The organism is Streptomyces sp. NPDC012827 (genome assembly GCF_042900905.1).
GTDB classification, from domain to species: Bacteria; Actinomycetota; Actinomycetes; order Streptomycetales; family Streptomycetaceae; genus Streptomyces; species Streptomyces gulbargensis.
The window spans coordinates 1-25,723 of record NZ_JBIBBY010000019.1 but is presented as its reverse complement, the minus strand read 5'-3'; the positions used below and the strand labels follow the sequence as shown (position 1 = coordinate 25,723).

Annotated in this window: 22 protein-coding genes; 8 read left to right on the top strand and 14 right to left on the bottom strand. The window is 72.2% G+C overall.

Features of this window, described 5'->3' with window-relative positions; all coding sequences use genetic code 11:
- Positions 1-415 precede the first annotated feature (415 nt).
- From ACFY60_RS29490 to ACFY60_RS29470, 5 genes are all read right to left on the bottom strand, one after another.
- Positions 416-919 (bottom strand): hypothetical protein, encoded by a 504-nt coding sequence (locus ACFY60_RS29490; RefSeq protein ID WP_387793332.1) that lies wholly within the window; start codon positions 917-919, stop codon positions 416-418.
- 398 nt (positions 920-1,317) lie between these two features.
- Complete coding sequence (locus ACFY60_RS29485) at positions 1,318-1,923, bottom strand: dihydrofolate reductase family protein (RefSeq protein ID WP_387793334.1); 606 nt, start codon at positions 1,921-1,923, stop codon at positions 1,318-1,320.
- 421 nt (positions 1,924-2,344) lie between these two features.
- The gene (locus ACFY60_RS29480) at positions 2,345-2,719 is read right to left on the bottom strand and encodes a DUF6009 family protein (protein WP_309052161.1); all 375 of its coding nucleotides are present in this window, start codon (positions 2,717-2,719) and stop codon (positions 2,345-2,347) included.
- The gene (locus tag ACFY60_RS29475; RefSeq protein ID WP_387793336.1) at positions 2,716-4,368 is read right to left on the bottom strand and encodes a phage/plasmid primase, P4 family; all 1,653 of its coding nucleotides are present in this window, start codon (positions 4,366-4,368) and stop codon (positions 2,716-2,718) included. Before ACFY60_RS29475 ends, ACFY60_RS29480 begins: the two co-directional genes overlap by 4 nt.
- Positions 4,365-5,447, bottom strand: coding sequence for a bifunctional DNA primase/polymerase (locus ACFY60_RS29470; protein ID WP_387793338.1), 1,083 nt, complete (start codon positions 5,445-5,447; stop codon positions 4,365-4,367). Before ACFY60_RS29470 ends, ACFY60_RS29475 begins: the two co-directional genes overlap by 4 nt.
- 717 nt (positions 5,448-6,164) lie before the next feature.
- Here ACFY60_RS29470 and ACFY60_RS29465 point away from each other — a divergent pair.
- Entirely contained in the window at positions 6,165-7,076 is a 912-nt protein-coding gene (locus tag ACFY60_RS29465; RefSeq protein WP_387793339.1) for a hyaluronoglucosaminidase, read from the top strand.
- A 7-nt stretch (positions 7,077-7,083) separates the two neighbouring features.
- Positions 7,084-7,248 carry a hypothetical protein gene (locus tag ACFY60_RS29460; protein WP_387793341.1) on the top strand — a complete coding sequence of 55 codons (165 nt, stop codon included), beginning with the start codon at positions 7,084-7,086 and terminating at the stop codon, positions 7,246-7,248.
- 74 nt (positions 7,249-7,322) lie between these two features.
- On the opposite strand, the gene ACFY60_RS29455 is transcribed toward ACFY60_RS29460, so the two are convergent.
- Both ACFY60_RS29455 and ACFY60_RS29450 read right to left on the bottom strand, forming a co-directional pair.
- Positions 7,323-8,312, bottom strand: a complete 990-nt coding sequence (locus ACFY60_RS29455) for a hypothetical protein (protein WP_387793342.1) — start codon at positions 8,310-8,312, stop codon at positions 7,323-7,325.
- Positions 8,313-8,421: 109 nt separating this feature from the next.
- Positions 8,422-8,997, bottom strand: coding sequence for a transcriptional regulator (locus ACFY60_RS29450; RefSeq protein ID WP_309053462.1), 576 nt, complete (start codon positions 8,995-8,997; stop codon positions 8,422-8,424).
- A 58-nt stretch (positions 8,998-9,055) separates the two neighbouring features.
- Between ACFY60_RS29450 and ACFY60_RS29445 the strand changes: the two genes are divergently transcribed.
- The 3 genes from ACFY60_RS29445 (at position 9,056) to ACFY60_RS29435 (ending at position 12,933) form a co-directional block, all read left to right on the top strand.
- Complete coding sequence (locus ACFY60_RS29445; RefSeq protein WP_387793344.1) at positions 9,056-9,826, top strand: class I SAM-dependent methyltransferase; 771 nt, start codon at positions 9,056-9,058, stop codon at positions 9,824-9,826.
- Positions 9,827-10,348: 522 nt separating this feature from the next.
- The gene (locus tag ACFY60_RS29440; protein ID WP_387793346.1) at positions 10,349-11,596 is read left to right on the top strand and encodes a ParA family protein; all 1,248 of its coding nucleotides are present in this window, start codon (positions 10,349-10,351) and stop codon (positions 11,594-11,596) included.
- Positions 11,593-12,933, top strand: coding sequence for a ParB/RepB/Spo0J family partition protein (locus ACFY60_RS29435; protein WP_387793348.1), 1,341 nt, complete (start codon positions 11,593-11,595; stop codon positions 12,931-12,933). The genes ACFY60_RS29440 and ACFY60_RS29435 overlap by 4 nt, the downstream gene beginning before the upstream one ends.
- A 1,255-nt stretch (positions 12,934-14,188) precedes the next feature.
- Here the strand turns inward: ACFY60_RS29435 and ACFY60_RS29430 are convergent.
- From ACFY60_RS29430 to ACFY60_RS29405, 6 genes are all read right to left on the bottom strand, one after another.
- Complete coding sequence (locus tag ACFY60_RS29430; protein WP_387793349.1) at positions 14,189-14,593, bottom strand: DUF6009 family protein; 405 nt, start codon at positions 14,591-14,593, stop codon at positions 14,189-14,191.
- Complete coding sequence (locus ACFY60_RS29425) at positions 14,590-16,101, bottom strand: phage/plasmid primase, P4 family (RefSeq protein WP_309053550.1); 1,512 nt, start codon at positions 16,099-16,101, stop codon at positions 14,590-14,592. Before ACFY60_RS29425 ends, ACFY60_RS29430 begins: the two co-directional genes overlap by 4 nt.
- Positions 16,098-17,234, bottom strand: coding sequence for a bifunctional DNA primase/polymerase (locus ACFY60_RS29420; RefSeq protein WP_388617685.1), 1,137 nt, complete (start codon positions 17,232-17,234; stop codon positions 16,098-16,100). Before ACFY60_RS29420 ends, ACFY60_RS29425 begins: the two co-directional genes overlap by 4 nt.
- Before the next feature lie 225 nt (positions 17,235-17,459).
- A complete protein-coding gene (locus tag ACFY60_RS29415) occupies positions 17,460-18,749 on the bottom strand; it encodes a class I SAM-dependent methyltransferase (protein WP_387793352.1) in 1,290 nt (429 codons plus the stop codon).
- A gap of 57 nt (positions 18,750-18,806) precedes the next feature.
- Complete coding sequence (locus ACFY60_RS29410) at positions 18,807-19,598, bottom strand: SGNH/GDSL hydrolase family protein (protein ID WP_387793354.1); 792 nt, start codon at positions 19,596-19,598, stop codon at positions 18,807-18,809.
- A gap of 268 nt (positions 19,599-19,866) precedes the next feature.
- On the bottom strand, positions 19,867-20,775 hold the full coding sequence (locus ACFY60_RS29405) for a zinc-binding alcohol dehydrogenase family protein (protein WP_387793355.1): 909 nt from the start codon (positions 20,773-20,775) through the stop codon (positions 19,867-19,869).
- 359 nt (positions 20,776-21,134) lie between these two features.
- Here ACFY60_RS29405 and ACFY60_RS29400 point away from each other — a divergent pair, with 359 nt between their 5' ends.
- The 3 genes from ACFY60_RS29400 (at position 21,135) to ACFY60_RS29390 (ending at position 24,908) form a co-directional block, all read left to right on the top strand.
- Positions 21,135-22,295: a transposase gene (locus ACFY60_RS29400; RefSeq protein WP_387793357.1), complete on the top strand. Its 1,161-nt coding sequence runs from the start codon at positions 21,135-21,137 to the stop codon at positions 22,293-22,295.
- Positions 22,296-22,752: 457 nt separating this feature from the next.
- Positions 22,753-23,910, top strand: a complete 1,158-nt coding sequence (locus ACFY60_RS29395) for an acyl-CoA dehydrogenase family protein (RefSeq protein ID WP_387793359.1) — start codon at positions 22,753-22,755, stop codon at positions 23,908-23,910.
- Between the two features lie 56 nt (positions 23,911-23,966).
- Positions 23,967-24,908, top strand: a complete 942-nt coding sequence (locus tag ACFY60_RS29390) for an NAD(P)H-binding protein (RefSeq protein WP_387793360.1) — start codon at positions 23,967-23,969, stop codon at positions 24,906-24,908.
- A 648-nt stretch (positions 24,909-25,556) separates the two neighbouring features.
- Here the strand turns inward: ACFY60_RS29390 and ACFY60_RS29385 are convergent.
- Positions 25,557-25,723, bottom strand: a 167-nt coding sequence (locus ACFY60_RS29385) for an acetyl-CoA carboxylase biotin carboxyl carrier protein subunit (protein ID WP_388617691.1), incomplete at its 5' end; no start/stop codon positions are given.

Here is a 25,723-nt window from a genome sequence, read left to right as displayed (position 1 = left end):
CTGCTCCGCAGACGCGACGCGACGACCCTACGGGTCGTCAACTCGGGCGCTCCGCGCCCGAGTTGGGAATTGCTCCGCAATTCCTGCGGGAACCTGCTCCGCAGTTTCCCTTTCGGGGGATCGCTCCGCGATCCCCTTCTTGAATTCGCTCCGCGAATTCAAGAAATACGGCTGGCTGCTGATCGAGGGGTCCGAATTTCGGTGCGGGATGACGGGGCGGGCCCAACAGCCTCTCGGTGCGGGATGACAGGGAGGGCGGCCCAACAGCCCCTCGACGCTGGGCTCGTCGTCGCGGGCGCGGGGCCGGCTCGGTGCGTCGGACCACAGCGCATCGAGACGAAACAGGTAGGCCCCTCCTGGCCCGAGACCCGGTTCGTGGGCCAGCGCGGGCGTCCGGGCCCGGGGTTCTCGGTGTCTACAGGGCGCGCAGCAGGAACTGGGTGGTGGTGTAGCCGGCGCTGCCGGAGCAGGTGTGGCTCTGCTGCGTGGCCGTATACGTGAAACCGGAGGGTACGGAGCAGGCCCACATACCGGTCACGGGCTTGCGGAGCAGGTACTGGTTGGTCGTATGGCTGCCGCCACCGGAACACGTGTGGCTGCTCATGACCCCGGTGTGGGTGTAGCCGGACATCGTGGTGCAGGCCCAGAGACCGTCCGCGGGCGGTTGGACGTAGAACTCGGTGGTCGGATAGCTGCCGCCTCCCGAGCAGGTGAAGGAACTGCGGGACGAGGTGTACGTGTAACCGGCCGGGACGGAGCAGGCCCAGAAGCTTGAGGTGGCCCCTGTGGACCCGGCTTTGGGGGCTTGGGCGGCGACGGCGGGGACGGTCGCCGTGATGAGGGCTGTGCCGAGGGTGAGGGCGGCCGTCGCCGTGGCGGCGAACAGCGTGCGGGGCACGCGGAAGGTCGTACGTGGCATGGCAGGGCTCCTGGTCGGTTCGTCCATCGAGCAGAGTCAACGGGGGGCCGACCGGGGGCTGGACCGTGCCCCGGCCGCCGCAGAGCGCGCGCCGGAAGACTGCCAGGGGCACAGGCTCCCAACAAGACCAGTGCAACGCCATCCGTTGTTTTCCGGCCCCACCGACACCCCGGCCGACCTGCGGACGGACCAGAGCACACCTCCCTGCCACGGCATTCAGGACCGGGGGAACGGCGGGGTCCGCGCTCCCCGGAGCCGTACGGATCAGTCGGCCGGGGCGTTGAAGCCGACCTCCGGGTCGGTCGCCGTCGGGCCGCTGTCGGCCACCCTCATGGTGTCGTGCTCCGCGCCCGTCGTGGCCGGCCTGGACCGCTGCCAGGCCGGTGGGCAGGGCGGCCTCATGAGGGGCTGCCGAGCGGTGGGTGGTCGAGCACGCGGGGCTTGTACTCGACCAGCTGGATGCGGCCGTCGAAGGTGCGGTGTTCGATCATTTCGAGGGCGACGTCCGGATAGCCGTCGTAGATGCGTTCTTCGCCCGTGGCCCCGGTGATCACCGGGAACATCACGACCCGGAAGCGGTCGACGAGTCCGGCTCGTAGCAGGGAACGGGAGAGGCTGAGGCTCCCGATCGTGGTGAGGAGCCCCGAGCCACTCGACTTCATGGCGCGGACCGTCTCGACGGCGTCGTCGCGAACGAGCGTGGAGTTGGCCCACGTCAGGGGATCTTCGAGTGTGGAGGAGAACACCACCTTGGGCGCTCGTGTGAGCTCGTCGACGGAGGCCTCTTCCTCGGGCTTGAACTCGTCTTGTCCCTGCGGGACCTCACCTGCGGCGAAGCCCGACATCAGGCGGTAGGTGTTCGCTCCCATCAGGTAGGTGGCCTTGGGCTGCTCTCCGAGCCAGGCGAGGTACTCGGGGCCCTCGAGGCCCCAGAACCCTGGCCACCCCTCTCCCGATGCGTAGCCGTCGAGGGAGGTGATGAAGTCGACCAGAAGCTCCGACATGGCGTGTCCTTTCCTGGGATGTCACCAGCTAGGACCGGCCGGGAGCCACAAACTCATCGGACTGCGGGTTTATCGAACGAAGTTTCGAACCGCGCCTCCGCCGAGCGAGGGACGGCCCCAGCTGCTGTCCCTCACGGCAGGGGGAAGACCGTGAGGGGCAGCAGCAGGAGCCGTCCCACCACCCCGGCATCCGTGTGCCCGCGAACCAGGTACCCATGCGTTCCGGAGCACGCCGACGGTTCGCCGGCCGCTCCGACCTCGGGCCCCGCAAGGCCGACGGGCCCGTGTCGTACCTCCGTGGTACTTGTGTCGCGTCGAGGAGCTGTGCTTCGACGCGGGGGCGGAGGAGGTTTTCGCCGCTCGCGGCATCGACGCCGACTGAACCTCCGCTCTCAGGCCTGGGCGTGGCCCGCCGGGCTGTTCATGCCCTGAGGGCGGCCGCGCCTTTCTGGGAGCGGAGTGTTTTGGTTCCGGGGCGTCGGGCTTCGATGGTGCGGGGGTCGACGGCTTCGCCGGGGGCGCCTTCGCGGTACACGCCGTCGGGGTCGCTGTCGCGGTCGTGGGGGAGGAGGAAGAAGACGCGCCGCTTGTACAGGCCGCTGTCGGGGTCGGATTTGGCGGTGCTGTCGAGGAGTGCGTAGCCGATCATGCGGCCGTCGCGGAGGTAGGGCGGGCGGTTGTTGCGTCGCCTGGTCTTGTCGAGGGCTTGGCGGACGTAGTCGAGCCGGTCGGTGTCCTCCAGCCACACCACGTCTGCTTCGTGGATGAGATCGCTTTCGCTCAACAGCGAGCTCATGTCTGCAGCCCTTCGTCGGTCGTTTCGGTGGGCCTGGTGGCCCGGTGTGGGAGGGGGGTGGGTGTCGGCGGAGTCACCGGTTCCTCATCGTACGGCGGCCTGCCGGTGCGGTGAAGCGGGCCTGTGCCGGAGGGGCTGTCGGCGAGCAGGGCGAGGCCGGGGTAGTACTTGCGGCCGTTGGATTTGATCATGTCGGCCGGTGAGGCGAGGCCGACTTCCTGCCGGACGCGGGTGGCGAAGACGCGGGCGGTGGCGGGGCGTACGCCTTCGCCGCTGAGGCACCAGGAGCAGTATTCGGTGTAGAGCAGGCCCTGTTCGACGCGGAGGTCGCCGGGGTCGCCGGTGCGGGTGCAGCATTCGGTGAGGAAGCGGCCGATGTGGTCTTCGGTGGTGGCGTAGGCGCTGGTGGCCAGGCGGACGCGGTCGGGGCCTTCGAGGGGGTCGCGGGTGGCGAGGTAGCGGCGGGCGCCCTGGATGAGCCAGTGGAGGATGCCGGGGCCTTCGTCGCGGACGAGTTCGGAGGCGAGGTTGTCGATGCGGCGGTCTTCGGTGACGGTGCGGGTGAAGGGGATCAGGCGGATGCGGCGCCAGAAGGCGAAGCCGCCGGTGGAGACTTCGGGGCGGTGGTTCCCGAGGAGCCAGAGGTGGTGGGTGGGGGTGAAGGAGAAGTAGTCCTGTCGCATGCGGCGGGCTTTGATCTTGTCGCCGCCGGTGAGGAGGCGGACGCGGGCTTCGTCGAACTTGTCGTTCGGCTTGAGTTCGGAGCAGACGATCAGACGGCGGCCGTGGAGCTCGGTGAGTTCTGTGGAGTGCTCGCTGAAGGAGCCGCGGTCCATGAGGAAGCCGGGCGGGGCCGCGTCCGCGTAGTCCCCCAGGATCTGGATCATGGTGTCGAGCAGGACGCTCTTGCCGTTCTTCCCTTCTCCGTGGAGGAAGGGCAGGACCTGGGCGCCGACGTCGCCGGTGATGGAGTAGCCGAGCAGCAGGTGGAGGAAGTCGATCATTTCCCGGCCTTCGGCGTCGTCGCCGAAGGTGTCGGTGAGGAACCGCTGCCAGCGGGGGGCTTCCGTGGGGAGGGGGGCGACGGTGGTGGAGCGGGAGTGGAAGTCGTGTGCGGGGTCGGCTTTGTGGATCTGGCCGGTGCGCAGGTCGACGATGCCGGCGGGGGTGCACAGGGCGTAGGGGTCGCCGTCGAGGGTGCTGGGGTCGACGGACATGTCGGGTGAGGCCTTGGCCTGGGTGAGGAGCGCTTTCATGCCGGTGGTCGACAGGGTGCGCTTCTTGTGGTGGGCGAGTTCGCGGTTGCTGTAGATGCCTCTGGGGTCGGTGTCGGCGATGTCCTCGGCCATCTCGCCGGCGGCCCAGAGGGCGGCTTTCTCGCCTCCGACGCGCTTCCAGCGGTGGCCGTCCCAGGAGTGCCAGCCGAGGCCTTCGACGTGGCGGAAGCGGTCCTGGTAGAGGCGGACGAAGAGGCGGGCGTTGCCCCGGTCGGTGAGGGACGGCGGCAGCAGCACGGAGGTGTCGGGGCCGGGGGGAAGGGAGGCTGACTGGGCGGGGAGCGTCACCGTGGTGGGGGCCTGGTCGAGGGCGAGCATCTGCTGGGCAGCGGCGTCGGCGTCGAAGCGAGGTGTGTCGTCGGCCCTGCTCATGAGCGTCCTTCGGGGTGGAGCGGTCGCCTGGCACCGGCGGCCAGGGCGTCGTCGATGATCTGGGTGCTGCGGCGGGAGGTCCTGGGGCGGGCCTGGTCCGCGGTGTGCTGGAGTTCGGCGCGGATCGTCGCGTGGTCGAGGTGTCCTGCCGCTGCGAGGCCTCCGGCGGTGTAGGCGGCGCGGTTGAGTTTTTCGGTGAAGGACATGCCTTCCGGCGCGGCCGCGCACCGGGCGATGTCGCTGAGGAGGGGGTCGAGCAGGCGCCGTGCTCCTGCCGTTCTCCTGCGGGGGCTCCGGGTCGGGGACGTGGGGGGCGGGGTGGGGTGGGGGGCCGGCTGGGTGAGGTGGCCGGTGCGGGCGAGTTCGTCGTGCAGCCAGGCGGGGAGCGGTGCGGGGAGTCGGGCGGGGCCGTGGGCTTCGTACCGTCCGTCGGTGGTGCGGGTGGTGGGGGCGACGATGTAGCCGCCGTCGGCGCGTACGTCGACCTGCCAGGCGAGGGCGGTCTTCGTGCTCGATCCTGTCGAGCAGCGGTATCTGGTGGCGGGGGTGGGGTTGCGGTACCAGACGTGGAGTCCGCCGGACGGGGTGCGGACGCGCAGGGTGTCGGTGTCGTCGGCGGGGTTGGGGCGGCCTCGGTAGGCGGCGAGGAGGGCGAGGGTGTCGAAGCCGGAGGCGAGTCCTGCGAGGTTGACGGACTCGTGGATGGGGATGCCGGGGAGGAGACGGCTGCGGTCGGGGACGTGGGCGGGGTGGGCGTCGATGTCGATGACCACCAGGTCGGCCGGGCCGCACGCGATCCCGATGCCTGCGGCGGGGGTGTCGTTCCACCAGGCGTCGATCAGGCGGGTGTCGGTGGTGGCCGCGTGGAAGCCGTGGCAGGGCCGTCCTGCGGGGATGCAGGGGCAGTTCTGCGGTGTGTGGGTCCGGGTCCGGCAGGCAGGGCAGTTGGCGGTCGGTGTTTTGCGTCCGGGGGCCAGGGGGTGGACCGGCCAGCCCTGTTCGGCGCACCAGCGGGCGACCGCGAGCGGGGTGGGGTGGCCGGACGCCCGGGCAGGCCGGGGAAGTTCGAGGCTCCGCACGCTGCTGTCCCTGTTCCTCACGGTTGTCGACGCCGGTCCCTTCCGGGCTGCCCTCCAGGGACCGGAGGGACTGAAGGGACTCTGATCCCGAAGTGTAGAACGGATCTTCCTCGGGGGTGGCCGAGCCACGCACTCCGTGGAGGGGCATCGGTTCCTCGGTCCCTTGGGTCCCTTGCTCCGGGGGGCGGGCTTGGGGTCGCCGGGGGGCTCGGTCCCTGTTCCGGGGAGGCAGGGACCGGACGGGCGGGCCCGCAGGTCCCTGCGCCCGGGGCTGCCGGGAGGGACGGAACGGCTGGAGGGACGGAACCAGGGGCTGGGGGAGGGACGGAGGGACTTTCAGTCCCTGCCACGTTTTCGCAGGTCAAAGGCCCGATACCTGGCAGGACAGGGACTGAAGGGACTCAACTTCTCTATTATCAGCGCACCAGAGCGTCTTTGTCTTCATGCGCACGCGCGTACGAGAAACTACGTGACTTTACGTCATAATAGGGAAGTTGAGTCCCTTCAGTCCCTTCCAGAGGGGGGAGAACCGCTCTGACCTGGGAAAACGACCAGGGACTGAAGGGACTGTCCTCCTCGGGGAGTTCAGTCCCTTCCCTCCGGGGGCCGGGGAGGGACCGTGACGGCCCGGGGTGCCTCCGGGGAAGCGGCGGGCGGGCGCTAGCGTGGCCGGGCCGGTGGCGCCGTGCCGATCCGGTCAGGGGAGGGAGAAGAGACGTGGACGGTACGCGAAGGCTGTTCCTCGGGGCGTTCACGGCGGGGGCCGTGTCCGTGGTCGCGGGGGCCGGGCCGGCGGTGGCGGCCGAGGAGGGCGCGTCGGCGGAGGGGGATGTCGTCTTCGACGGGGCGGTGCAGGCGCAGAGCTTCCGGACCGCCGGCGGAGCGACGTCGACCTTCCGTACGACATCGACGGCGACGACCACGAAGCTGCACGCGCTGGTCGCGTACCAGGACGGTGTGGCCGGGAACGGTGTCGCGCTGAACGTCGTCTCCGACAATCCCCACGACTCGGCCATGTACCTGTCGGGGACGGAGAAGGCGCGCGGGACCCTCAAGATCTCCCACCGTGGTTACGCGGACGGCTCCGACGGGGGAGCGGCCGCCGTGTCGGTCTATCTGGAGACGACGGGAGCGGTGGACGGGGCCGGGGGGACGGCAGCGCAGGGCATCTTCGTCACGCACACCACGGGGCCCACGAAGGGCAATCTGATCACGCTGCGGAACAACGGGGTGGACGATTTCGTGGTGAAGGGCGGGGGGCAGGTCGGTGTCGGCATCCCGATCGGCGCCACTCCGCGGGGCCGGGTGGAGATCGCCCAGCGGGATTCCCTCATCGGTCTGCTGATGCAGGCGAACTCGGTGTCGGAGAGTCGCATCGCGGAGTTCCGTGACCGGGCGGGCGTGGCGAAGCTGAGGATCCTCAACAGCGGTGCCCTGGCCGCGCACAACGCCCAGTTCGGTGGCGCGGGGGCGGAGTCGTACGGGGGTGGCGACGGAGTGATCGGGATTCGCAACGCCGCTGCCGTGCCGACCGGTGATCCGGCGAACGGTGGTGTCCTGTTCGCCGAGGGCGGGGCCCTGAAGTGGCGCGGGTCGTCCGGGACCGTCACCACGATCGCGGAGGCGTGAGGTCCCCGTGGAACTGACTCCTGAGCAGCTGGTGGCGGAGTTCCAGGACGCCGTGATGGAGCTGTACTTCGCCCGTAAGCGCATTGCCCACCTGGAGGCGGAGAACGGGGCTCTGAGGCAACGGCTGGCCGAGGTGGCCCCCGTGGACGACCAGCCCGGCACAGAGGCCTGAGAGGCCCCTTCCTGCCCCGCCGCACGGTGACGGAGACTTTCCGGCCCCGCGGCGGGGCCTTCGTTTTTCCGGGGTCAGGTCAGGCCGTCGGCGTCGGTGGGGCGGCGGGCGGTGCGGCGCCAGTAGGAGTGGGCCGCGGTGGCGAGGGCGAGGCCGTAGCCGGCGAAGGCGAGCATGCCGATCCAGGTGACGAGGAGGGCATCGGCGGGGGTGGGGAAGTCGCCCCGTCGGATCGGGACGGCGCCCAGGGCGGACAGGGCCGCGTAGCCGAGGCCGAGCAGGCCGTACGGGACGAGGGTGGCGGCGCCGAGGACGGCGGGGGTCAAGGGGAGCCAGCGGGGGACGGGGCGGTGGCGGAGCCAGGGGGTCCAGCGGGGGAAGGTCCGGCCCCAGGGCCGGACCAGGCTCCACAGGAGGAGGGTGCCCAGCGCAGCGAGGAGGACCGTGGCGTCGAGGCCCCAGGATTCCAGGGTGAGCCAGAAGTCGGATGCGCCGTTGCGGCGGGAGGCCGCGAGCATCTCGTCGCCGGTGAGGCCCGCGAAGGTGCCGCCGGCGGTCCAGGTGAGCTTCATCGCGACGTACGGGAGGAAGGCGAGCGTGCCGGTCCAGGCGGCCACATGGGCGCGGCGGCGGTGGGCGTGACGCGCGGGGGAGGGACTGGGACAGGGGCGGGCGGTGGCGGCGAGGAGGACGGCGCCGGCGGCCGCCAGAGCGTGCTGGAGGGCGGTGGGGGCGTGGTCGACGCCTTGGCCGAAGGCGAGGGTGATGAGGTCCATCAGCAGGCCGAAGGCGGCGAGCGTCGCGAGCGCGCAGGCGGTCCACAGCAGGCCTCGCAGGGCGGGGCGGGGACCGTATCGGGTCGTCGCGGCCCCGGTCGCGGCGGACAGGGTGCCGAGGGCGACGGTCGCCCAGGTGAGGGCGGGGGGCCCGGGGGTGTCACCCAGGTGGAAGAGGGGTGTTCCGCTCAGCGCGCAGGTCAGGCCGAAGGCGGTGTAGGTCAGGGCCCATGCCGTGGCGGCGCGGGCCCGGCGCGGACGGGTAGGGGTTGCTGGGGCACCGGTCATGGCCCGACGGTCCCACCGGATCCGGGGGCGGGGCGTCGGCGCAGCGGTGTATTCGTCTCCGCCGGGCGGGGGAGGAACACTCCGCCGGGGGTGCGCCGGGCGGTTTCCGTCAGGCGGCGAAGCCGATGTTGGAGACGTACTCGTACTGGCCCCACTCGGAGCCCAGGTCGATGACGGCGTCGTTGACCCAGACGTCGTCCAGTCGGGCGTCGTCGCCGGCGGTCCAGGCGCTGACGATGCGGTCCCAGCGGCGGACGTTGAGGGTGCGGAACTCGACGAACCGCTGATGCGGCCGGGGCACCTGGGACTGGTTGAGGGGGTGGAACTCGACGCGGGTGCCCCGGCCCCGGCGGTTGAGGCGGGCGAGCAGGTAGCGGGCGACGTTCTGCCGGCGGACCGTGCGGTAGGCCGTCTCGATGCGTTCGAGGTTCTTCCGGGAGGGGCTGCGGCGGCCGTCCAGCCAGGCCTTGAGGGTGCGGTCGGTGACCGTGAGGCCGGCCTCACGCGCGGCCTGGCGGGCGTGGTCGGTGCGGGTGAGGTAGTGAAGACGCGCGAGGAGTCCGCGGCGCTGGTGGATGGGGGTGGCGATGAAACCGGCGAGGTCGTCGAGCTGGCGGGCGACGAACTCGTGGCCCTTGGTGCCGCGGGCACCGAACTTGCCGAACTCGTTGTTTCTTTCCGGCACCCCGCATCCCTTTCCGCTGGTATCGGTGGTTCCAGCATAGTGCGGGAAGGGGCAGGTCATGGCGAGGGTGTACGACGACGTGCGGCTGGCCGGGGCGTATCGGAGTGGCAACGCGATGCCGGAGGAGTCCCTGGCCGCGTGGGTGCGGTTGATCGGGTCCTTCGCGGGTGGTCCGTCGCCCCGGATCATCGAGGTGGGGTCGGGGACGGGCATGTTCTGTACCGCGATGGCGCGGCTCCTGGAGCCGGCGGTGGTGCTGGGGGTGGACGCGTCGTTGCCGATGCTGGAGGAGGCGCGGCGGTTCGGCGCGCCCCCGGCGGTGCGGTACGTGGCGGGTGTCGCCGACGCCGTACCGGTGCGGGACGGGGTCTTCGATCTGGCGTTGCTCTCGCGGGTGATCCATCACCTGCCGGACCGGACGGGGGCGGCGCGCGAGCTGGCGCGGGTGCTGCGGCCGGGTGGTGTGGTGGTGGTGCGGACGACGTTCCGGGAGCGTCTGGACGCGCTGGTCTACGACTACTGGCCGGGGTTGCGGGAGCTGGACGAGGGCCGGTTCCCGTCGGAGGCCGAGGTGGTGGGGGACTTCACGGGCGCGGGCTTCGGGGTGCGGAGCGTCCTGTCGTTCGCGCAGCCGGTGACGGGGAGTCTGCGGGCCTATCACGCGCGGATGGTGGCGCGGCCTCAGTCGAAGTTCACGCAGCTGTCGGACGGGGAGTTCCTGGAGGGACTGGAGCGGCTGGGCCAGGACGCGGCGGCGGAGCCGGTGGATCGTCCTGCCGCTGTACGGGAGCGGTACGACGTGGTGGTCCTGGAGGCCCTGTCGGGCTGAAGGGGTGGGACTGTCACGGCTCGCGGGGGGTGGCCCACCCGGTGCCGTGCCATCGGGGGGCGCCGCCCGGGGGCAGCTCGGCCTCTCCCGGGCGGGAGTTATCACGGCGTGATAGGTGCACCGCGTGGCGGCCGGGGTTATCACGGCGTGATAAGTCGACCCCGGCTCCGCCCCCTGGGAGCCGACGACGGGGGTTATCACGGCGTGATAGGTCCGGCGGGCGGCCCGTGCTCGCGGGGAGCTGCCGTGGAGGCGAGGGTGGCCTATCACGGCGTGATGACCCCGCCCGGGGGGCTCGGGCGCTCGGGTCATCACGCCGTGATAGGTGGCGTACTTCCTGGGAGTGAAGGGGGATGGGAGGGGGGGCCGGCGGAGCGGTGGGTCCCGGCAGGGGTTATCACGCCGTGATAGGTCTCCACGGGGGTGAGGGGTTATCACGGCGTGATAACCCCTGAGGAGTTGGTTACCTTACTAACGTGTCGCGGGCTGAACTTGATCTCCAACGTTAGTAAGGTGACGCTCATGACGTCACCTGACACGGGCGGCGACCGGGAGAAGGTCGTCACCAAGCTCACCAGCACTCTCCGGCAGGACCTCAAGGTCCGGGCCGCTCTCCACGGGCTCGGCATGCAGGACGCGGTCGAGGCGGGGATCACCGCCTGGCGCGGGCTCGGGGCCGCTCTGCCCTCCGTCGACACGGGGGACGCGGAAAGCTACTCCACCTTCCTTCCCAGCGGTTTGTGGGACGGCTTCCGCGCCGACTGCAAGGAGCGGGGGATCTCGCTCACCCAGGGCATCGCCCAGGCGGTCACGCTGTGGCTGGCCGACAACCCGGTTCCCGAGGTGAAGCGGCCGGCGATCGTACGGCGCATCGTCGTGTGCAACCAGAAGGGCGGGGTCGGCAAGACGGCCATCACGGCCGGTCTCGGGGAGGCCCTCGCCGAGGATCCGGCGGCTCTCGTGCCCGTACGTGTCTCCAAGTACTTCGCCGCGCTCCTGGACGCGGGGGAGGAGCGGACCGATCCGCTCGCGCTGGAGGACCTGCCGGGGCTCGGGCAGCGGGTCCTGCTGGTCGACTTCGATCCGCAGGGGCACCTCACCAAGCAGCTGGGGCAGGAGCCGCTGCCCATGAATGGGGACTCCCTCACCAACCACATGGCCGGTGAGGGCAAGGGGGATCTCCGGGAGCTCGTCGTCACGGTGGACGAGGACCGGTTCGGCGGGCGGCTGCACCTGCTGCCGGCGTGCACCGACGCCTTCCTCCTGGACGTACGGCTCGCTTCCGTACGGGCCAGGGAGGCCGCCCTGGAGCGGGCACTGCGGGCCGTCGAGAGCGACTACGACGTGATCCTCATCGACTGCCCCCCGAGCCTCGGGCTGAGCATGGACGCCGCCTCGTACTACGGGCGGCGGCGGACGAACGAGGTGGCGGGCAACTCCGGCGTCCTCATCGTGGTGCAGGCGGAGGACAGCAGCGCCGACGCCTACGGCCTGCTCACGTCCCAGATCGAGGACATGCGGGGGGATCTCGCCCTCGACATCGACTACCTCGGGCTCGTCGTCAACCACTACGACGCGCGGCGCGGGTACATCGCGACGTCCTCCCTGCAGTCCTGGATGGACATCAAGGACCCGCGCGTGGTCGGCGTCATCGGTGACCTGAAGGAGCAGAAGGAAGCCGTACGCGCCAAGCGGCCGCTGCTCGCGTACGCGCCGCGCTGCGAGCAGTCCGTCGCCCTCCGCGCTCTCGCCCGGGAGATCAGCAAGTGAGCAAAGCCAAGAACCTGGGGGCGGGGGCCTCCTTCGCGCAGGCCCGCCCCATCAGTGCCCGGCGGGCCGCGATCGGTGCCGCCACGGGTGCGCCCACGGCGGGGGTGCCCGAGCCGACCGAACTGCCTCTCGGGGCCATCAGCCAGAACCCGGACAACCCCCGGGAGGAACTGCGGGACCTGGAGGGGCTGGCCGAGAGCATCCGTGAGATCGGGCTCGTCAACTCCATCACCGTGGCCACCGTCGACGCGTACCTGTCGGAGCGGCCGGAGCGGGCCGGTGAGGTGGACGAAGGCGCCCGGTACATCGTCGTCGACGGGCACCGGCGGCTGGAGGCCGCGCGGCTCGCGGGGGAGCCCACGATCCGGGTGAGCGTGAACAACGCGCTCGTCGCGACGGACGAGTCCCTGCTGGAGGCGGCGTTCGTCGCCAACGTCCACCGGGACGACATGAACCCGCTGGAGCAGGCGTACGCGCTGCAGAAGCTCGTGGAGTTCTACGGCTCGCAGAACAAGGCGGCCAAGCGGCTCGGGATCGGGCAGTCGACCATCTCGTCCAAACTGTCGATCCTCGATCTCGACCCGGAACTGCAGGCCGATCTGCTGGCGGGGCGCCGACGGCTGGAGGACGTACGGAACCTGGCGAAGCTGGCGCCGGAGCAGCAGCGGGAGAAGGCGGACGCCCGCGCGGAGGAGCGGCAGCGGCGGGCGGCGGAGGGGCGGGGGGTATCACGGCGTGATAACCCGGCGCCCGGGACGAGGACGGCGGGCGCGGACCTGGCAGGGGATGATGCCCCGGGCGGCGGGGGTGCCGGGGCAGACACCGAGAACGGCGACCTATCACGCCGTGATAACCCCGGGCCGGGGAGCACGGCGGGGGCGGAGCTATCACGCCGTGATAACCCCCGGCCCTGGAGCACGGTGGGGGCCGACCTATCACGCCGTGATAACGCGCAGGCGGAGGACGGCGGCGACACCGGGGCCGGGGACGGCCCGTCACGGCGCGACGTCCCGGCGCGGGAAGCGGCGGACCTATCACGCCGTGATAACCCCGTCGGCGGGGCCGAACTGCCCGAGCCCCGTGCGGCCGCCGCGTCCGAGCGGGCGGTGGGAGTGGGGCCGGTGGCGCCGTGGAGTGACGGGGCCGCCGTCATGGAACAGGCGATCGCGGGGCTGGGCGACGGCCAGCGGAGCCGGTTCATCCACCGGTACATCGAGCTGACCGGCAGCACGGAGGCCCTGGTCGCGGACCTCGCGCGCGGGCTGCCCGAGGCCGGGCGGCTGCGGCTGGCCACCATCCTGGAGGAGACGTCACGGCGGCTGCGGCAGCTGCCGTGACGTGTGCGGAGGAGTCCCTTCCCCGGTCTCGGGGGAGGGACTCCTCCGCGTCGCGGCCCGGCCGGCTCGCCGGGAGGTCCTTGACGAACACGAGGGCGTCCAGACCCCCGAGACGGGCCGGGTCGAGCGGGGCGTAGCCGAACCAGGGCGAGACCCGGGGGAGAGAGGGCCGCGGCCAGGCGGCGGGTCGACGATCCCGCGCGCGGCGGGGAGTTCGTACCGGTGATCTCCAGGGAGCCGTCGAAGCGGACGTGTGGGGCCGGTTCTCGTTGTGGGCGCGCATCCAGCGGACGAGGTGGCGGTGGGCCTCGGAGGCGCCCCGGCCGGGGCTGAATCCCTGCTCCATGACGGTGTCGAGAGTGCCGGTGCCGACGGTGACCTAGGGGTCGACCGTCAGGCGGAACGCCACGGCGGCGGTCTTGCGGGCCGTGCACGAGGGCCCGGAGGACGAGGCGTTCCGGCTGCTCGACGAGAGCCACCCGCAGCTTCTGGAGGACCTGGGAACCCTGCGGGCGGGGCGGGGCCGCACTGGGCGGTCTCCCAGCTTCCACGGGCCCTGTGAGGGGCTGGGACGGGGCCGGTGGAGTCGGGGTCGAGGACGTCCACGCAGGGGTGTCGGCGAGGCGTCTGGGGGTGCGGCCGGCTGTCGGTTCGGGGGCGGGCGTTCCCAGCGGGGGCGGCGGAGCTGAGGCGTACCTGCGCGAGCGGGGGTGAGACGGACCGTGGCCCTGGTCCGTACGGGAGGCCTTCCGGTGGAGGCGTACCCTGGCACGCCTCCGGTTCCTCCCGTGGCAGCGACCGAGCGACCGAAGGACGACCCAGCGACTGAAGAGGGAGCGACTGAAGGATTTTGGGTCGCTGTTCGGTCGCTGAGGTGAAAGTGCAGGTCGGGAAGGGTTTGAAAGACCAAAAAGCGACTGAAGCGACTGAAGCCTCCTATCTATGACACGCACACGCGCGCGCGAATGTCCTTATAAAGTCCGAGCTTGAGTCGCTTGGGTCGCTCCAGCGGTGAGAAAAACGCTCTGACCTGCGGTTTCATCAGAGCGACTGAAGGGTGCGCAGAGTCGCTGGAGGGCAGGATTCTTCAGTCGCTGGGGGTCCTGACGGGTCTCAGGGGCCAGCGACCGAAGCGGAACGGTGCGGAGCAGCGACCGAACAGTCGCTGAGAAGAGGGACGGGCAGCGACCGAGAAAGCGACTCAGCCGCTCCTTTTGGGAGCGGCTGAGTCGCTGCGCGGGAGGGGCCGGCCGGGTCAGGCCTCGGGCAGGGTCATGCCGAGTTCGCGCATGGCGGCGGACTCGGGACCGCCCTCCGACCGCTGGGTCTTGTACCCCTTGATGCCGGGGGCGACGGTGCGCGGGTCGATGGCCTCGGAGGGGGCTCCGGAGGCGTACAGGCCGCTCGGCTGGCCGTCCCGGTCGTGGGGGAGCAGCCAGAAGACGCGGCGCATGAAGGTGCCGGAGGCGCGCGAGGAGCGGGCCTTGGGGCCGAGGACGGCGTAGCCGACCATGCGTCCCGCGCGGTGGTAGGCAGGCTTCCCACGGCGCGTGGGGAGCCTGTCCAGGGTCTGCCGGACGTAGTCGAGGGGCTCGATGTCCTCCAGCCACACGAGTTCCGTCTCGGAGCTGAGCTGCTCGGGCTCGATGAGCGCGCTCATACCGTCTCTCCCATTTCGGCGTTGAGTCCGATGCCCGGGTAGAACTTCCGCTGATTCGACAGGATCATCTGCTTGGGCGTGCTGATGCCGATGGTTTCACGGACCCGGGCCGCGAAGGCACGGGACGAGACGGGATTGGCTCCTTCCAGTCGGCACCACCCGGTGTAGCTGTTGTACAGCTGGCTCTGCTCCGCGCGCATGGCGGGATCCAGTGTGCAGCACTCGCCCAGGAACCGGCCGGTGTGGTCCTCGGTCTCGGCGTAGGCGGAGGTGGCGGTACGGACCTGCTGGGGGCCGGTGAGGTCGCGCGGGCCGCTGAGGTAGCGGCGGGCGCCGGCGATCAGCCAGTGGAGGATGCCGGGGCCCTCCTCGGTCACCAGGACGTCGGCGAGGTTGTCGATCTGCCGGTCGGCGGCGACGACCCGCTCGAACGGGATCAGCTTCATCCGGCGCCAGAACGCGTAGCCTCCGGTGCCGACCTCGGGGCGGTGGTTGCCCAGCAGCCACAGCTTGTGGGTCGGGGTGAAACTGAAGAAGTCCTGGCGCATCCGGCGGGCCTTGATGCGGTCGCCGCCGGTGAGCAGCTTCACGCGGGCCTCGTCGAAGCGGTCGCCCGGCTTGAGCTCGGAGCAGACGATGATGCGGCGGCCGTGGAGCTCCGCCAGGTCGGTGGGGTGGCCCTCGAACGGGCGGGCCATCAGGAAGCCCGGGGGAGCGGCGTCGGCGTAGTCCCCGAGGAGCTTGACCATGACGTCCAGCAGGACGCTCTTGCCGTTCTTTCCCTGGCCGTAGAGGAACGGCATGATCTGGGCGCCGACGTCGCCGGTGATGGAGTAGCCGAGCAGCTCGTGGAGGAAGTCGATGAGCTGGCGGCCCTCCTCGTCGTCGCCGAACGTGTCGGTGAGGAACCGGTTCCAGCGCGGGGTGGACATCGCGCGGGCCGAGACGCTCGTGGCCCGGGAGTGGAAGTGCTTCTCCGGGTCGGGCGCGGACAGCTGGCCGGTGGCGAGGTCGACGACCCCGTTCGGGGTGCACAGGGCGTACGGGTCGGCGTCCAGGCGCGCGGCGTTGAGGACCATGCCGGGGGCGGACTTCGCCTGGAGCAGCATGGCCTTCATGCCGGAGGTGGACAGGGCCCGGCGCTGGTGGCGGCGGAGTTCGGAGGGCGTGTACCGGCCGCGGGGGTCGGTCTCGGCCAGCGACTCGGCCATCTCGCCGGCGGCCCACATGACGTTGTCGTCCTCGTCGAGTGCCCAGCGGTAGCCGGACCATCGGTACCAGCCGATGCCGGGGACGTGCCGGAAGTCGCGGCCGTACAGGGTGACGAAGAGTTTCGCGTTGCCCCGGTCGCTGAGGGTGTCGGGCAGCAGGCCGTGTTCGGTGGCGTGCGGGGGTACGGGGGCGGGGGGCTGGCTCTGCGCGGGGACGGCGGGCGGGGACGAGAGCAGGATCTGCCGAGCCACCTCCTCCGGGTCGAACAGCCCGTCGTGGTCGGGTACTCGGGTCACGAAAGGGCTCCCGGCATCAGGGGACGCTGGCGGCCGGCGCTCATTCCGCTGCGGATGATCTGCAAGGCACGGCGTTCTTGCGTGGGGCGTGCGTGGAGGGCGGCGGCGAGCAGCGCGGACTCCGCGTCGGAGGCGCTGAGGTGCCCGGCGCTGACGAGCCCGCCCGCGGTGTAGGCGGCGCGGTTGAGTTTGTCGCTGAAGGCGGCGCCCTCGGGGACGGTGGCGCAGGCGGAGACGGCGGCCAGGACGGTGGCGAGGGTACGGCCCGCGGCGGCGCGGCCGCCGCCCGCCGCCAGGACGGCGGCGCGGGCGCGGTGCGGGACCGGGGAGCCGTTGCGCTGGGCGGGGGGCGCGGGCAGGTGCCCGGTGCGGGCCAGTTCGAGGGCCAGCCAGGAGGGCAGGGGCGCGGGGAGGCGGGCCGGGCCGACGGCCGTGTACGTACCGGCGTCGGTGGTGGTGCCGGGCGCGATGATGTAGCCGCCGTGGGCCCGGACGTCGACCTGCCAGGCGAGGGCGCGTGAGGGGCTGGATCCGGCCGAGCACTGCCAGGCCTGTCCGGGTTCGGCCGTGTACCAGATGTGCATGCCGCCGGAAGGGGTGCGTACGCGCAGGGTGGTGGTGTCCTCGCACGGGTCGGGCTGTCCGCGCAGGGCGGCCAGCAGGGCGAGGCTGTGGAAGCCGTGCCGCAGGCCCTTGAGGGAGACCGACGGGGGGATGGGGATGCCGGGCAACAGCCGTTCGCGCTGCGGCGGGAGGGCTTCGTGGGCGTCCACGTCGATCACCACCAGGCCGGCGCCGCCGCAGGCCACGCCGACGCCGAAGCCGGGCTGCTGCCCCCACCAGGACGCGATGCGGGTGAGGTCGGTGGTGGCGGCGTGGAAGCCGTGGCACCAGCGGCCGGCGGGGATGCAGGGGCAGTTGTGGTGGGAGTGGGGGCGGACCTGACAATCACGGCAGTTCGCACTGGGTGTCTTGCGGCGGGGTGCGAGAGGATGCACGGGCCATCCCTGTCGAGCGCACCACACGGCGATGTCCAGGGGGCTGCCGGGGCGGTCGGCGATCCGGTCGGCGACTCGCTCGGTCGAGGCCGGGCATCTTGAGTCGCTTGTTGATTTCCCCAGGTCAGGGGTCATGCGGAGTTCCTCTCAGCGACCGAAGCGACTCAAAGCCAAAATATGCTTCGAGTAGGTTAGCGGAGGCCGGGACGGAATCCCGTGAGCCCCTGCTGAAACGGTGGTACCGCCGGTCGCGAAGGACCGGGTGAACCCGACGGAAGGGGGGATGGATCGGGTCCACCCGGCGGCCCCGTCCGGCACTCCTGTGGCCGGTCGGAGCAGTCAGGGCGTCGATCGGGGAGGTCAGTTCCAGGTACCCCGTACGAGTGGCATGGACGAGGTGCCGTCGTCCTCCGTGCGGACGGCCAGCACCTGGTTGACGCCGATGCGGTTGCGTTCGAAGGCGAGGGCGGACGCCGCCATGTAGAGGCGCCAGATCCGGGCCCGCCCCCGGGAGGTGAGCCGCTCCGCCTCGGCGAAGTGCTCCTCCAGGTTCCGTACCCAGGCCCGCAGGGTGAGGGCGTAGTGCTCGCGCAGCGCCTCCAGGTCACGGACCTCGAACCCGGCCCGCTCCAGGGAGGAGACGGTCGCACCGACGGGGGACAGCTCGCCGTCGGGGAACACGTACCGGTCGATGAAGGCGTCCACCCGGTAGCCCGCCTCGTCCTCCAGGGGCCGGCGGGCGATCTGGTGGTTGAGGAACCGGCCGCCCGGCCTGAGCAGCCGGTAGGCCCGCTCCGCGTACTCCTGGTAGCGGACCTGGCCCACGTGTTCGGCCATGCCGATGGAGGAGATCGCGTCGTACGGGCCGTCGGTGACGTCCCGGTAGTCCTGGACGCGGATGTCGATCCGGTCGGTCAGGCCCGCCTCGGCCACCCGCTTGCGGGCGAGGTCGGCCTGCTCGACGGAGAGGGTGACGCCGGTGGCCCGCACCCCGTAGTGCTCGGCGGCGTGCAGGACCATCGAGCCCCAGCCGCAGCCGATGTCGAGGAGCCGGTCGCCGGGGCGCAGTGCGAGCTTGCGGCAGACGAGGTCGAGCTTGGCGGTCTGGGCGTCCTCCAGGGTGCCGGCGGGCCGCTCCCAGTAGGCGCACGAGTACACCATCGACGGGCCGAGCACGCGGGCGTAGAAGTCGTTGCCCACGTCGTAGTGGTGGCTGACGGCGGCCCGGTCGCGGCGCCTGGTGTGCGCCCCGCCCCGGCGGCGGACGGACTCCTCCGGCGGGGGAGGCGGCGGGACGCCCGGGCCCGCGAGCCGCAGCAGCGACCCGGCGAGGCGCAGGGCCGTGCCGTCGCGCAGCATCCGGCGCCCCAGCTCGTGGGCGTCGGGCGGGACGACGGCGGTGAGCCGGTCCAGGGCCTCGTACAGGTCGCCCTCGACGTCGATCTCCCCGGCCACCCACGCCCGGGCCAGGCCCAGTTCGCCCGGCTGCCACAAGAGCCGGTGCAGGGCGCGGCGGCGGCGGACGACGAGGACGGGGGTGTCGTGCGGTCCGCTCTCGCTGCCGTCCCAGGCGCGGAGCCGCAGCGGCAGCGGGGTGCCCAGCGCCTGCGCGGCGAGGGCGGCCAGTCGGTGTGCGGCGTCAGCAGCCACGGGATGCCTTTCTCTCTTCCGTCTCTTCCGTCTCCGCCCGTACGACGCGGTGGCGCGTCACAGCGGGGAGAGGTCCGGGCGCTTGGGTCCCATGCCGTCCCCGGCCGACTGGCCGGTCAGGCGGCGGACGATCCACGGGAGGAAGTGCTCGCGGGCCCACTGCAGGTCCTGGAGCTGCTCGGCCGGCCACGGGCGGTGCTCCGGTGCCCACGGGTCGGCGGGCGGCGGCGTTTCGGGCAGACCGAGGACGTCGGCGACCCGCCGGGCGACCTGCTCGTGCCCGTCCGGGGACAGGTGCAGCCGGTCCTCGCTCCAGGCACGCGGGTGCTGGATGGCCCGCAGCGACCACAGGTCGACCACCGCGCAGCCGTGCCGGTCGGCGATGGCGCGGATGTGGGCCGTGTAGATGGCGATCTTCCCGCGCAGCCGACGCAGCACCGGGGTGTCGCGCGGGTCGAAGCCCGTGAAGACGAGGACCGTGCCGGCGGCCGCGGTGAGCTCGGTGACGGCCGCCTCGAAGCGCGCGGCGATGGCGTCGGGGGAACTGCCCGGGTGCAGCATGTCGTTGCCGCCCGCGCAGAAGGTCACCAGGTCCGGGGCGAACTCGCGGACGCGCGGCACCTGCTCCTCGATGATCTCGTCGATCAGCCGCCCGCGGACGGCGAGGTTGGCGTAGCGGAACTCCGGGGCCGGGCAGTGCCGGGCCAGGCGCGTGGCGAGCCGGTCGGCCCAGCCGACGACACCGCCCTCGGGCGTCTCGTCGCCCACCCCCTCGGTGAAGCTGTCGCCGAGCGCCGCGAACGAGCAGATGCCGGGCCCCGCGGACCAGGGTCCGTTCCCTTCCGGCACGACGTGTCCCCTCCCCGCCCCTCGGTTCCGCCGGCGCGTCGGAGCACCGGAGTCGTCACGGTCGAGGCGGCCCGGGGGCAGGGGCAGTCAGGGCATGAGATGACCTGCCCCCGCGCCGTCTCATGGCCAGAGCTTCACGCGGTTTCGGCGGGGGACCAAAGGACAGGCCGTGAAAGTGTCACATTCCGCGTGGTCGGTTCGTTTTTCGGGGTGAGGGCGGGGTAGGCGGACCGGTTCGGTGGCTCCGGTCCGGCGCGGCCGGGCGGGTTCAGGGGCGCAGGACGACCTTGCCCGTCGTACGGCGTTCCAGCAGGTCCGTGTGGGCGCGGCGGGCCTCGGTCAGGGGGTACTCGGGGCCCGCCACCGGCCGCAGCCGCCCCCGCAGGGTCAGGTCGAACAGCTCCTTGAGCGGCTCGTGCAGCGCTCCCGGCCGGGCCAGGGTGGGGCGCAGCCAGAACCCGACGACGGAGGCGTTGAGGCGGCCGAGCCGGGCCGGGTCGAGCGCGGAGAAGGCCGTACGGGAGGCGTTGCCGTACGTGACGAGGCGGCCGAAGTCGGCGAGGGAGCCGAGCGCCCGGTCGAAGAGGTCGCCGCCCGCGGCGTCCAGGATCACGTCCACCCGGCGGTCCAGCGGGTAGCGGGCCGGGCCGTCGGCGCCCAGCTCCAGGGCCAGCCGCTCCTTCTCGGGCGTCGAGGCCTGCGCCAGGACGAGACCGGCACCGAACTCCCGGGCCAGCTGCACCGCGAGACTGCCCACGCCTCCCGCGGCCGAGTGCACCACCACGCTCTCGCCGGCCTCCAGCCGGGCCGCGGAACGCAGCAGGTGCCAGGCCGTCAGGCCCTGCGTCAGCAGCGCGAGCGCCCGGGGCGCGTCCAGCTCCTCGGGGACGTCGACCAGGGCGGACTCCCGGGCGACGACCTGCTGCGCGTAGCCGTGGGTGACCTTGGCGAGGACCCGGCGGCCGTCCTCGGTCCGGCCGACGACCTCACCGCCGGGGATGTGGGGGAGCAGGCCGGCGTCCAGGTACGAGCCGTCCACCTGGAAGGTGTCGGCGAAGTTGACCCCGGCGGCCTCCACCGTGATCAGGGCCTCGCCCGGGCCGGGCACCGGGGCGGGGACGTCGACGGGTGTGAGGACCTCGGGGCCGCCGAAGCGGTCGAACCGTATCGCGAGCATGGGCAGGCACGGTACCGGGTGGGACACAGCGGCGGTGTGCGGGGCGGGAGTTGACGGGGCGTCGGGGGTCGGGAGGGGATGCGGACGGACGTCGGCGGGCGGCGGCGGGACTCCGGGGGCCGGGTGGGGACTTCGGGCGGGTGTCCGCGGCGGCTTCCGCGGCGGCTTCCGCGGCGGTTTCCGCGGCGGCTCCGGCCCCGGGCGGGCCCTGGGCACGGGTGCCCGGGCCGTCCGGGGCGTACCCGCGCGGCGCCGAGGCGGTTCGCGCTGGTCGGAGCGCGAGGCACGCGCGCTCCACGCGAAATTCAAGAGCCGGTCGGCAGGGTGGCCTCCGACAGGGCGAGCGACGAGGAGCGGAGATGGTGCAGCAGCTCACCAGGGAACGCCCCGGGACGGACACCCCGCCGGGAGCGGACACCGAGACGGGCGCGGGGATCGAACCGGTCCCGGCCTGGTTCGTGAACGCCGTGTTCGGCACCCTGCCCCGCTCCGACCAGCGGCGCTGCGCCAAGGCCTACCTGCGGGCCCTGCTCACCTCGCCCGGCCGCAAGACCGTGCGGGCCATGGCGTCCTCCACCACCGACCTCCAGGCCCTCCAGCAGTTCGTCAACCAGAGCCCGTGGGACTGGCGGCCGCCGCGCCGGGCGCTGACCCGCCTGGCCGGCGAGTGGATGAACCCGCGCGCCACCGTCCTGGAACTCGCCCTCATACCCAAGTACGGCGAGCAGATCGTGGGCGTCCACCGGCGCCCCACCCCCACCGGCGGCTCCGTCAACTGTCAGATCGCGCTCGGCATGTTCCTCACCGAGCGGGACCGCAGCCTGCCCGTCGACTGGCGGTTGTACCTCAACCGGGCCTGGGGCGAGGACGAGACGCACCGGCGCCGCGCCCGCATCCCCGAGGGGGTGCGCCGCCGCCCCCTGGAGGAGCTGGCGCTCGACCTCCTCGACGGCCTGCCCGAGCCGCGGCGCGGCCGGGGCGCGCCCGTCATCCTCGACCTGCGCGGCACCGGCGACACCGCGCGCGCCGCCGCCGGGCTCATGGCGCGCGGCGCCGGCTTCCTGCTGTCCCTCGGCGCCGAGGAGCAGCGGCGCGCCCCCGTCCTGAAGCCGCCGGTGCGCGGGCCGCTCGTGACCCTGAACTCCCCGTCCTGGCTCGACCTGCCCGACGGCACGCGCGCCGGACGCTTCCGGCTGCTCGCCGAGTGGTCTCCGGCGCGGGACAGGCCCCGCCGGGTGTGGCTGACCAACATGCTGGACGGCGCGTCGAGCGACTTCCTCGCCCTGCTGCGGCTCAAGTCCACCTCCGGGGCGGCGCTCGCCGCGATCGGCGAGGACTACGGTATGAGCGACTTCACCGGCCGGTCCTTCCCCGGCTGGCACCACCACATGACGCTGGTGTCGGCGGCCTACGCGGTGGACACGCTCGAACTCGCCGACCTGGCGGCGGAACCGGTCGGCGACGAGTTCGCCGCCGAGGCCCGTGAGGTGCGCGACGTACGCGAAGCGCGGGTGCGATGATGCCGCGGGCATCCGGTCCCGCCGGACCCGTGGCGCGGTCCTCCTCACCGCGCCGCCCACTCGGACGTCCGGCAGCCGGCTTCCCCCACCGGGCTGCGCCCGGATCACTTCCCCAGGGGTGGGTTACTGACCAAGAAGTGCGTTCTTCCCCCAGCTCATCGGCTTGCCGCATGATGGCTGCGGGTTCCGGTTCCGCATTGCCCCGGCCTCCAAGCCCCGGTCGGCCGGGGCAATGCCCTGACCCCCTCCCATAACCGCACCCCATCACCTCCGGGTCTCCTCCTCCTCATCCTCCGTCCACCGGAATCTCGCCATATGCCGCAGAGTTCCGGATGACTCCCATATGACCCTGTGTCAGGGAGGATGCGGAGCACTCGCCGCTGCCTTGGGAGCGGAATTCTCGTAGCTGAGGCACCGCAGCGAGTCTCATACGGGAAACGACTGCTGAGGAGGCAGGATGACCAGGACTGACAGCGGTGTCACCGCGGTGCTCGACGAGGTGACGGCCCTGGTCCCGACGCTCCGGGAGAGCGGAACGGAAGCGGAACAGCGCCGCTGGATCCCGGACGAGAACATCGAACTTCTCGACAAGGCCGGTGTCTTCCGGCTCGCCGTCCCGCGCCGCTTCGGCGGCCTCGGGGCGCCGGTGGCCGACCAGGCCGCGGTCCTGAACCAGATAGCCCGGGGCGACTCGGCCACCGGCTGGGTCTCCATGATCTGGGTCTCCAGTGCCTGGGTGCCGAGCCTCTTCCCCGAACAGGCCCAGGAGGAGGTGTACGCCGGCGGCTCCGTACGGGTCTCCACCGGATTCACCCCCTCCGGCACCCTCACCGCCCACGGCGGTGACGGCGGGCCCGGGGGCTACACCCTCGACGGTTCCTGGAAGTGGATCTCCGGCTCCCAGGGGGCGGACTGGGCGCTGCTCGCCGCGCTCCTCGCCGGCCCGGACGGCACCCCCGCGCCGTACGCCGCGCTCGTCCCGCTCTCCGCGCTCACCGTCGCGGACGACTGGTACGCCTCCGCGGGCGCCGGAACCGGAAGCTCCACCGTGACCGCCGCCGGCGTGAGCGTCCCCGCGCACCGGGTGGTGCCGCTCACCGACGTCCTCGCGGGCGGCGAGTACCCCTTCGTCCCCTTCTTCATGGCGCAGGGCGCCGCCGCGTACATCGGCATGGCCAAGGGCGCGTACGAGCGGTTCCTGGAGCGGCTGCCGGGGCGGGGCATCACGTACACCTCGTGGACCGACCAGAGCCTGTCGCCGCTCACCCAGGTGCAGGTGGCCGTCGCCGCCAACCGGATCGAGGCCGCCGAGGCGCTCCAGGAGCGCTGGCTGCGCCGGCTCCAGGAGCACGCCGACGCCGGAACCCAGCCGGACGTGGCCGAGCGGGCCGCCGCGCGCGGCCGGGCCGCCTACGCCATCCAGCTCGCCAAGGAGGCCGTCGACGGCCTGTTCGAGGCGGCCGGGGCCTCGGTGATCCTCAGCGACGAGCCGCTGCAGCGCTTCCACCGCGACATCCGCGGGTTGTCGCTGCACGCGCTGTTCACCTTCACCACCAACCAGGAAGTGCACGGCCGGGCGATCCTCGGTCTCGCTCCCGACACCCCGTTCCTGTGACCGCCGCGGGCGCACTCCCTCCGCAACCGGTTCCCACAGGAAGGCTCTCCGTCGCGATGACCACCACCATGACCCACACCTCCGGCACCATCGGCACCTCCGGCACCACGCGTGCGGTCACGGCCGCCCCGTACGTGGTGAAGGACCCGGACGACCACTCCGACACGACCGTCCTCGTCCTCGGCGGGACGGGCAAGACCGGCCGCCGACTGGTCCCGCTCCTCAAGGACCACGGCGCCCGGGTACGGGCCGCCAGCCGCCGCGGGCCGGTCCGCTTCGACTGGGACGACCCCAACACCTGGGAGCCCGCGCTCGACGGTGCCGACGCCGTCTACCTCGTGGACGCGCAGGACCGGCCCGGGCAGTGGGACGCCGAGGCCAGCATCCGGGCCTTCGCCGGGCTCGCCGTCGACCGGGGCGTACGCCGCATGGTGCTGCTGCAGGCCCGGGTGACCGAGCAGGTCGGTGGGAAGTCGCTGATCGCCGGGGAGCGCGGCGTGCGGGAGTGCGGGGCGGAGTGGACCGTGCTGCGCCCCAACTGGTTCTTCCAGAACTTCGACGAGGGCGTGTTCCTCGACTGCGTGCTCGCCGGTGAGCTGCCGCTGCCCGCCGGGGACGGCCTCGAGCCCTTCGTGGACGCCGACGACGTCGCCGCGGTGGCGGCGGCCGCGCTCCTGGAGGACGGCCACGCCGGGCGGACGTACGAGCTCAGCGGGCCGCGCGCGCTCACCTTCGGCCAGGTCATCGACACCATCGCGCACGCGACGGGCCGGGACGTGCGGTACCACCCGGTGACGCACCAGGAGTACGTGGACGAGCTGCTCTGCTACGACGTGGCCGCCGACTACGCCCTGTTCCTCGCCGACCTGGCCGCGCAGATCCGGGACAGCAAGAACGCGGAGCCGACGGACGACGTGCGCCGGGTGCTCGGGCGCGAGCCGCGCGACTTCGACGACTTCGTGAAGGACGCGGTCGCGCGCGGGGTCTGGGACCTCTGAGCGCGGGGCCCGTCCCGGCTCCGGGCCGCGCGCCGGTCTGTACGTGGTGGCCGTCCGCGCCTGTCGGTCCCGCACCGCCTGTCGGCCTGTCGGCTTGGCGCCGTCGTTCGGCGTGGGCCCGAGGCCCGTCGCCCGGCAGCCCGTGTGTTGCCGGGCGACGGCGGTGTGACGGTTCACCCCTTCGCGGCGACCGGGCCGCGCCCGCGCGAGAACCCCGGCCCCTTCCCTTGCCCGCGTGCCTGGGCCTCAGCCACCGAAAGCCGGCCACGACGGCGCGGCAGACGGACGACGGCGGTGAGGAGGTCACCTCCGCCCCGTGCGGCATCAGCCACCCTGCTCATCGACCGGCGCCCGGCCCCCGCGCTCGGGAGCGGTGGTGACGGCCGGAGGCGACGACCCCGGTCCGGCGGACGGCCTCCGTGGTTGCTGTTCCTTTTACACATACAGAGGGCGCAGCCACCCGAAGCTTCTGACCTGCGGAAACGCGAAAAGTATCGGCATCCTACGATGCCTATATCGGCATCCTAGGATGCCGATACATGTCGTCCAGCGACATGTCGGCAGGCGTCATCGAAGGGATGCCGGGGTTCCTTCGCAGGCCGCGGCGGCCGGTGCTCGGGGTCCTCCCCGAACACCGGCCGCCGGATGTCAGCCCTTGATGTCGCAGAGGACCGCGCCCGAGGAGACCGAGGCGCCGACCTCGGCCGAGAGGCCGATCACGGTGCCGGACTTGTGGGCGTTGAGGGGTTGTTCCATTTTCATGGCTTCGAGGACGACGACGAGGTCGCCTTCGTTGACTTCCTGGCCTTCTTCGA

Excerpts from the sequence above, each read along its gene's own strand:
- ACFY60_RS29445 (WP_387793344.1), top strand. The coding sequence starts at position 9,056 with ATGGCGAGGGTGTACGACGACGTGCGGCTGGCCGGGGCGTATCGGAGT.
- ACFY60_RS29485 (WP_387793334.1), bottom strand. The coding sequence starts at position 1,923 with ATGTCGGAGCTTCTGGTCGACTTCATCACCTCCCTCGACGGCTACGCA.
- ACFY60_RS29490 (WP_387793332.1), bottom strand. The coding sequence starts at position 919 with ATGCCACGTACGACCTTCCGCGTGCCCCGCACGCTGTTCGCCGCCACG.
- ACFY60_RS29440 (WP_387793346.1), top strand. The coding sequence starts at position 10,349 with ATGACGTCACCTGACACGGGCGGCGACCGGGAGAAGGTCGTCACCAAG.
- ACFY60_RS29405 (WP_387793355.1), bottom strand. The coding sequence starts at position 20,775 with ATGCTCGCGATACGGTTCGACCGCTTCGGCGGCCCCGAGGTCCTCACA.
- ACFY60_RS29400 (WP_387793357.1), top strand. The coding sequence starts at position 21,135 with ATGGTGCAGCAGCTCACCAGGGAACGCCCCGGGACGGACACCCCGCCG.
- ACFY60_RS29390 (WP_387793360.1), top strand. The coding sequence starts at position 23,967 with ATGACCACCACCATGACCCACACCTCCGGCACCATCGGCACCTCCGGC.
- ACFY60_RS29395 (WP_387793359.1), top strand. The coding sequence starts at position 22,753 with ATGACCAGGACTGACAGCGGTGTCACCGCGGTGCTCGACGAGGTGACG.
- ACFY60_RS29480 (WP_309052161.1), bottom strand. The coding sequence starts at position 2,719 with ATGAGCTCGCTGTTGAGCGAAAGCGATCTCATCCACGAAGCAGACGTG.
- ACFY60_RS29455 (WP_387793342.1), bottom strand. The coding sequence starts at position 8,312 with ATGACCGGTGCCCCAGCAACCCCTACCCGTCCGCGCCGGGCCCGCGCC.
- ACFY60_RS29430 (WP_387793349.1), bottom strand. The coding sequence starts at position 14,593 with ATGAGCGCGCTCATCGAGCCCGAGCAGCTCAGCTCCGAGACGGAACTC.
- ACFY60_RS29475 (WP_387793336.1), bottom strand. The coding sequence starts at position 4,368 with ATGAGCAGGGCCGACGACACACCTCGCTTCGACGCCGACGCCGCTGCC.
- ACFY60_RS29420 (WP_388617685.1), bottom strand. The coding sequence starts at position 17,234 with ATGACCCCTGACCTGGGGAAATCAACAAGCGACTCAAGATGCCCGGCC.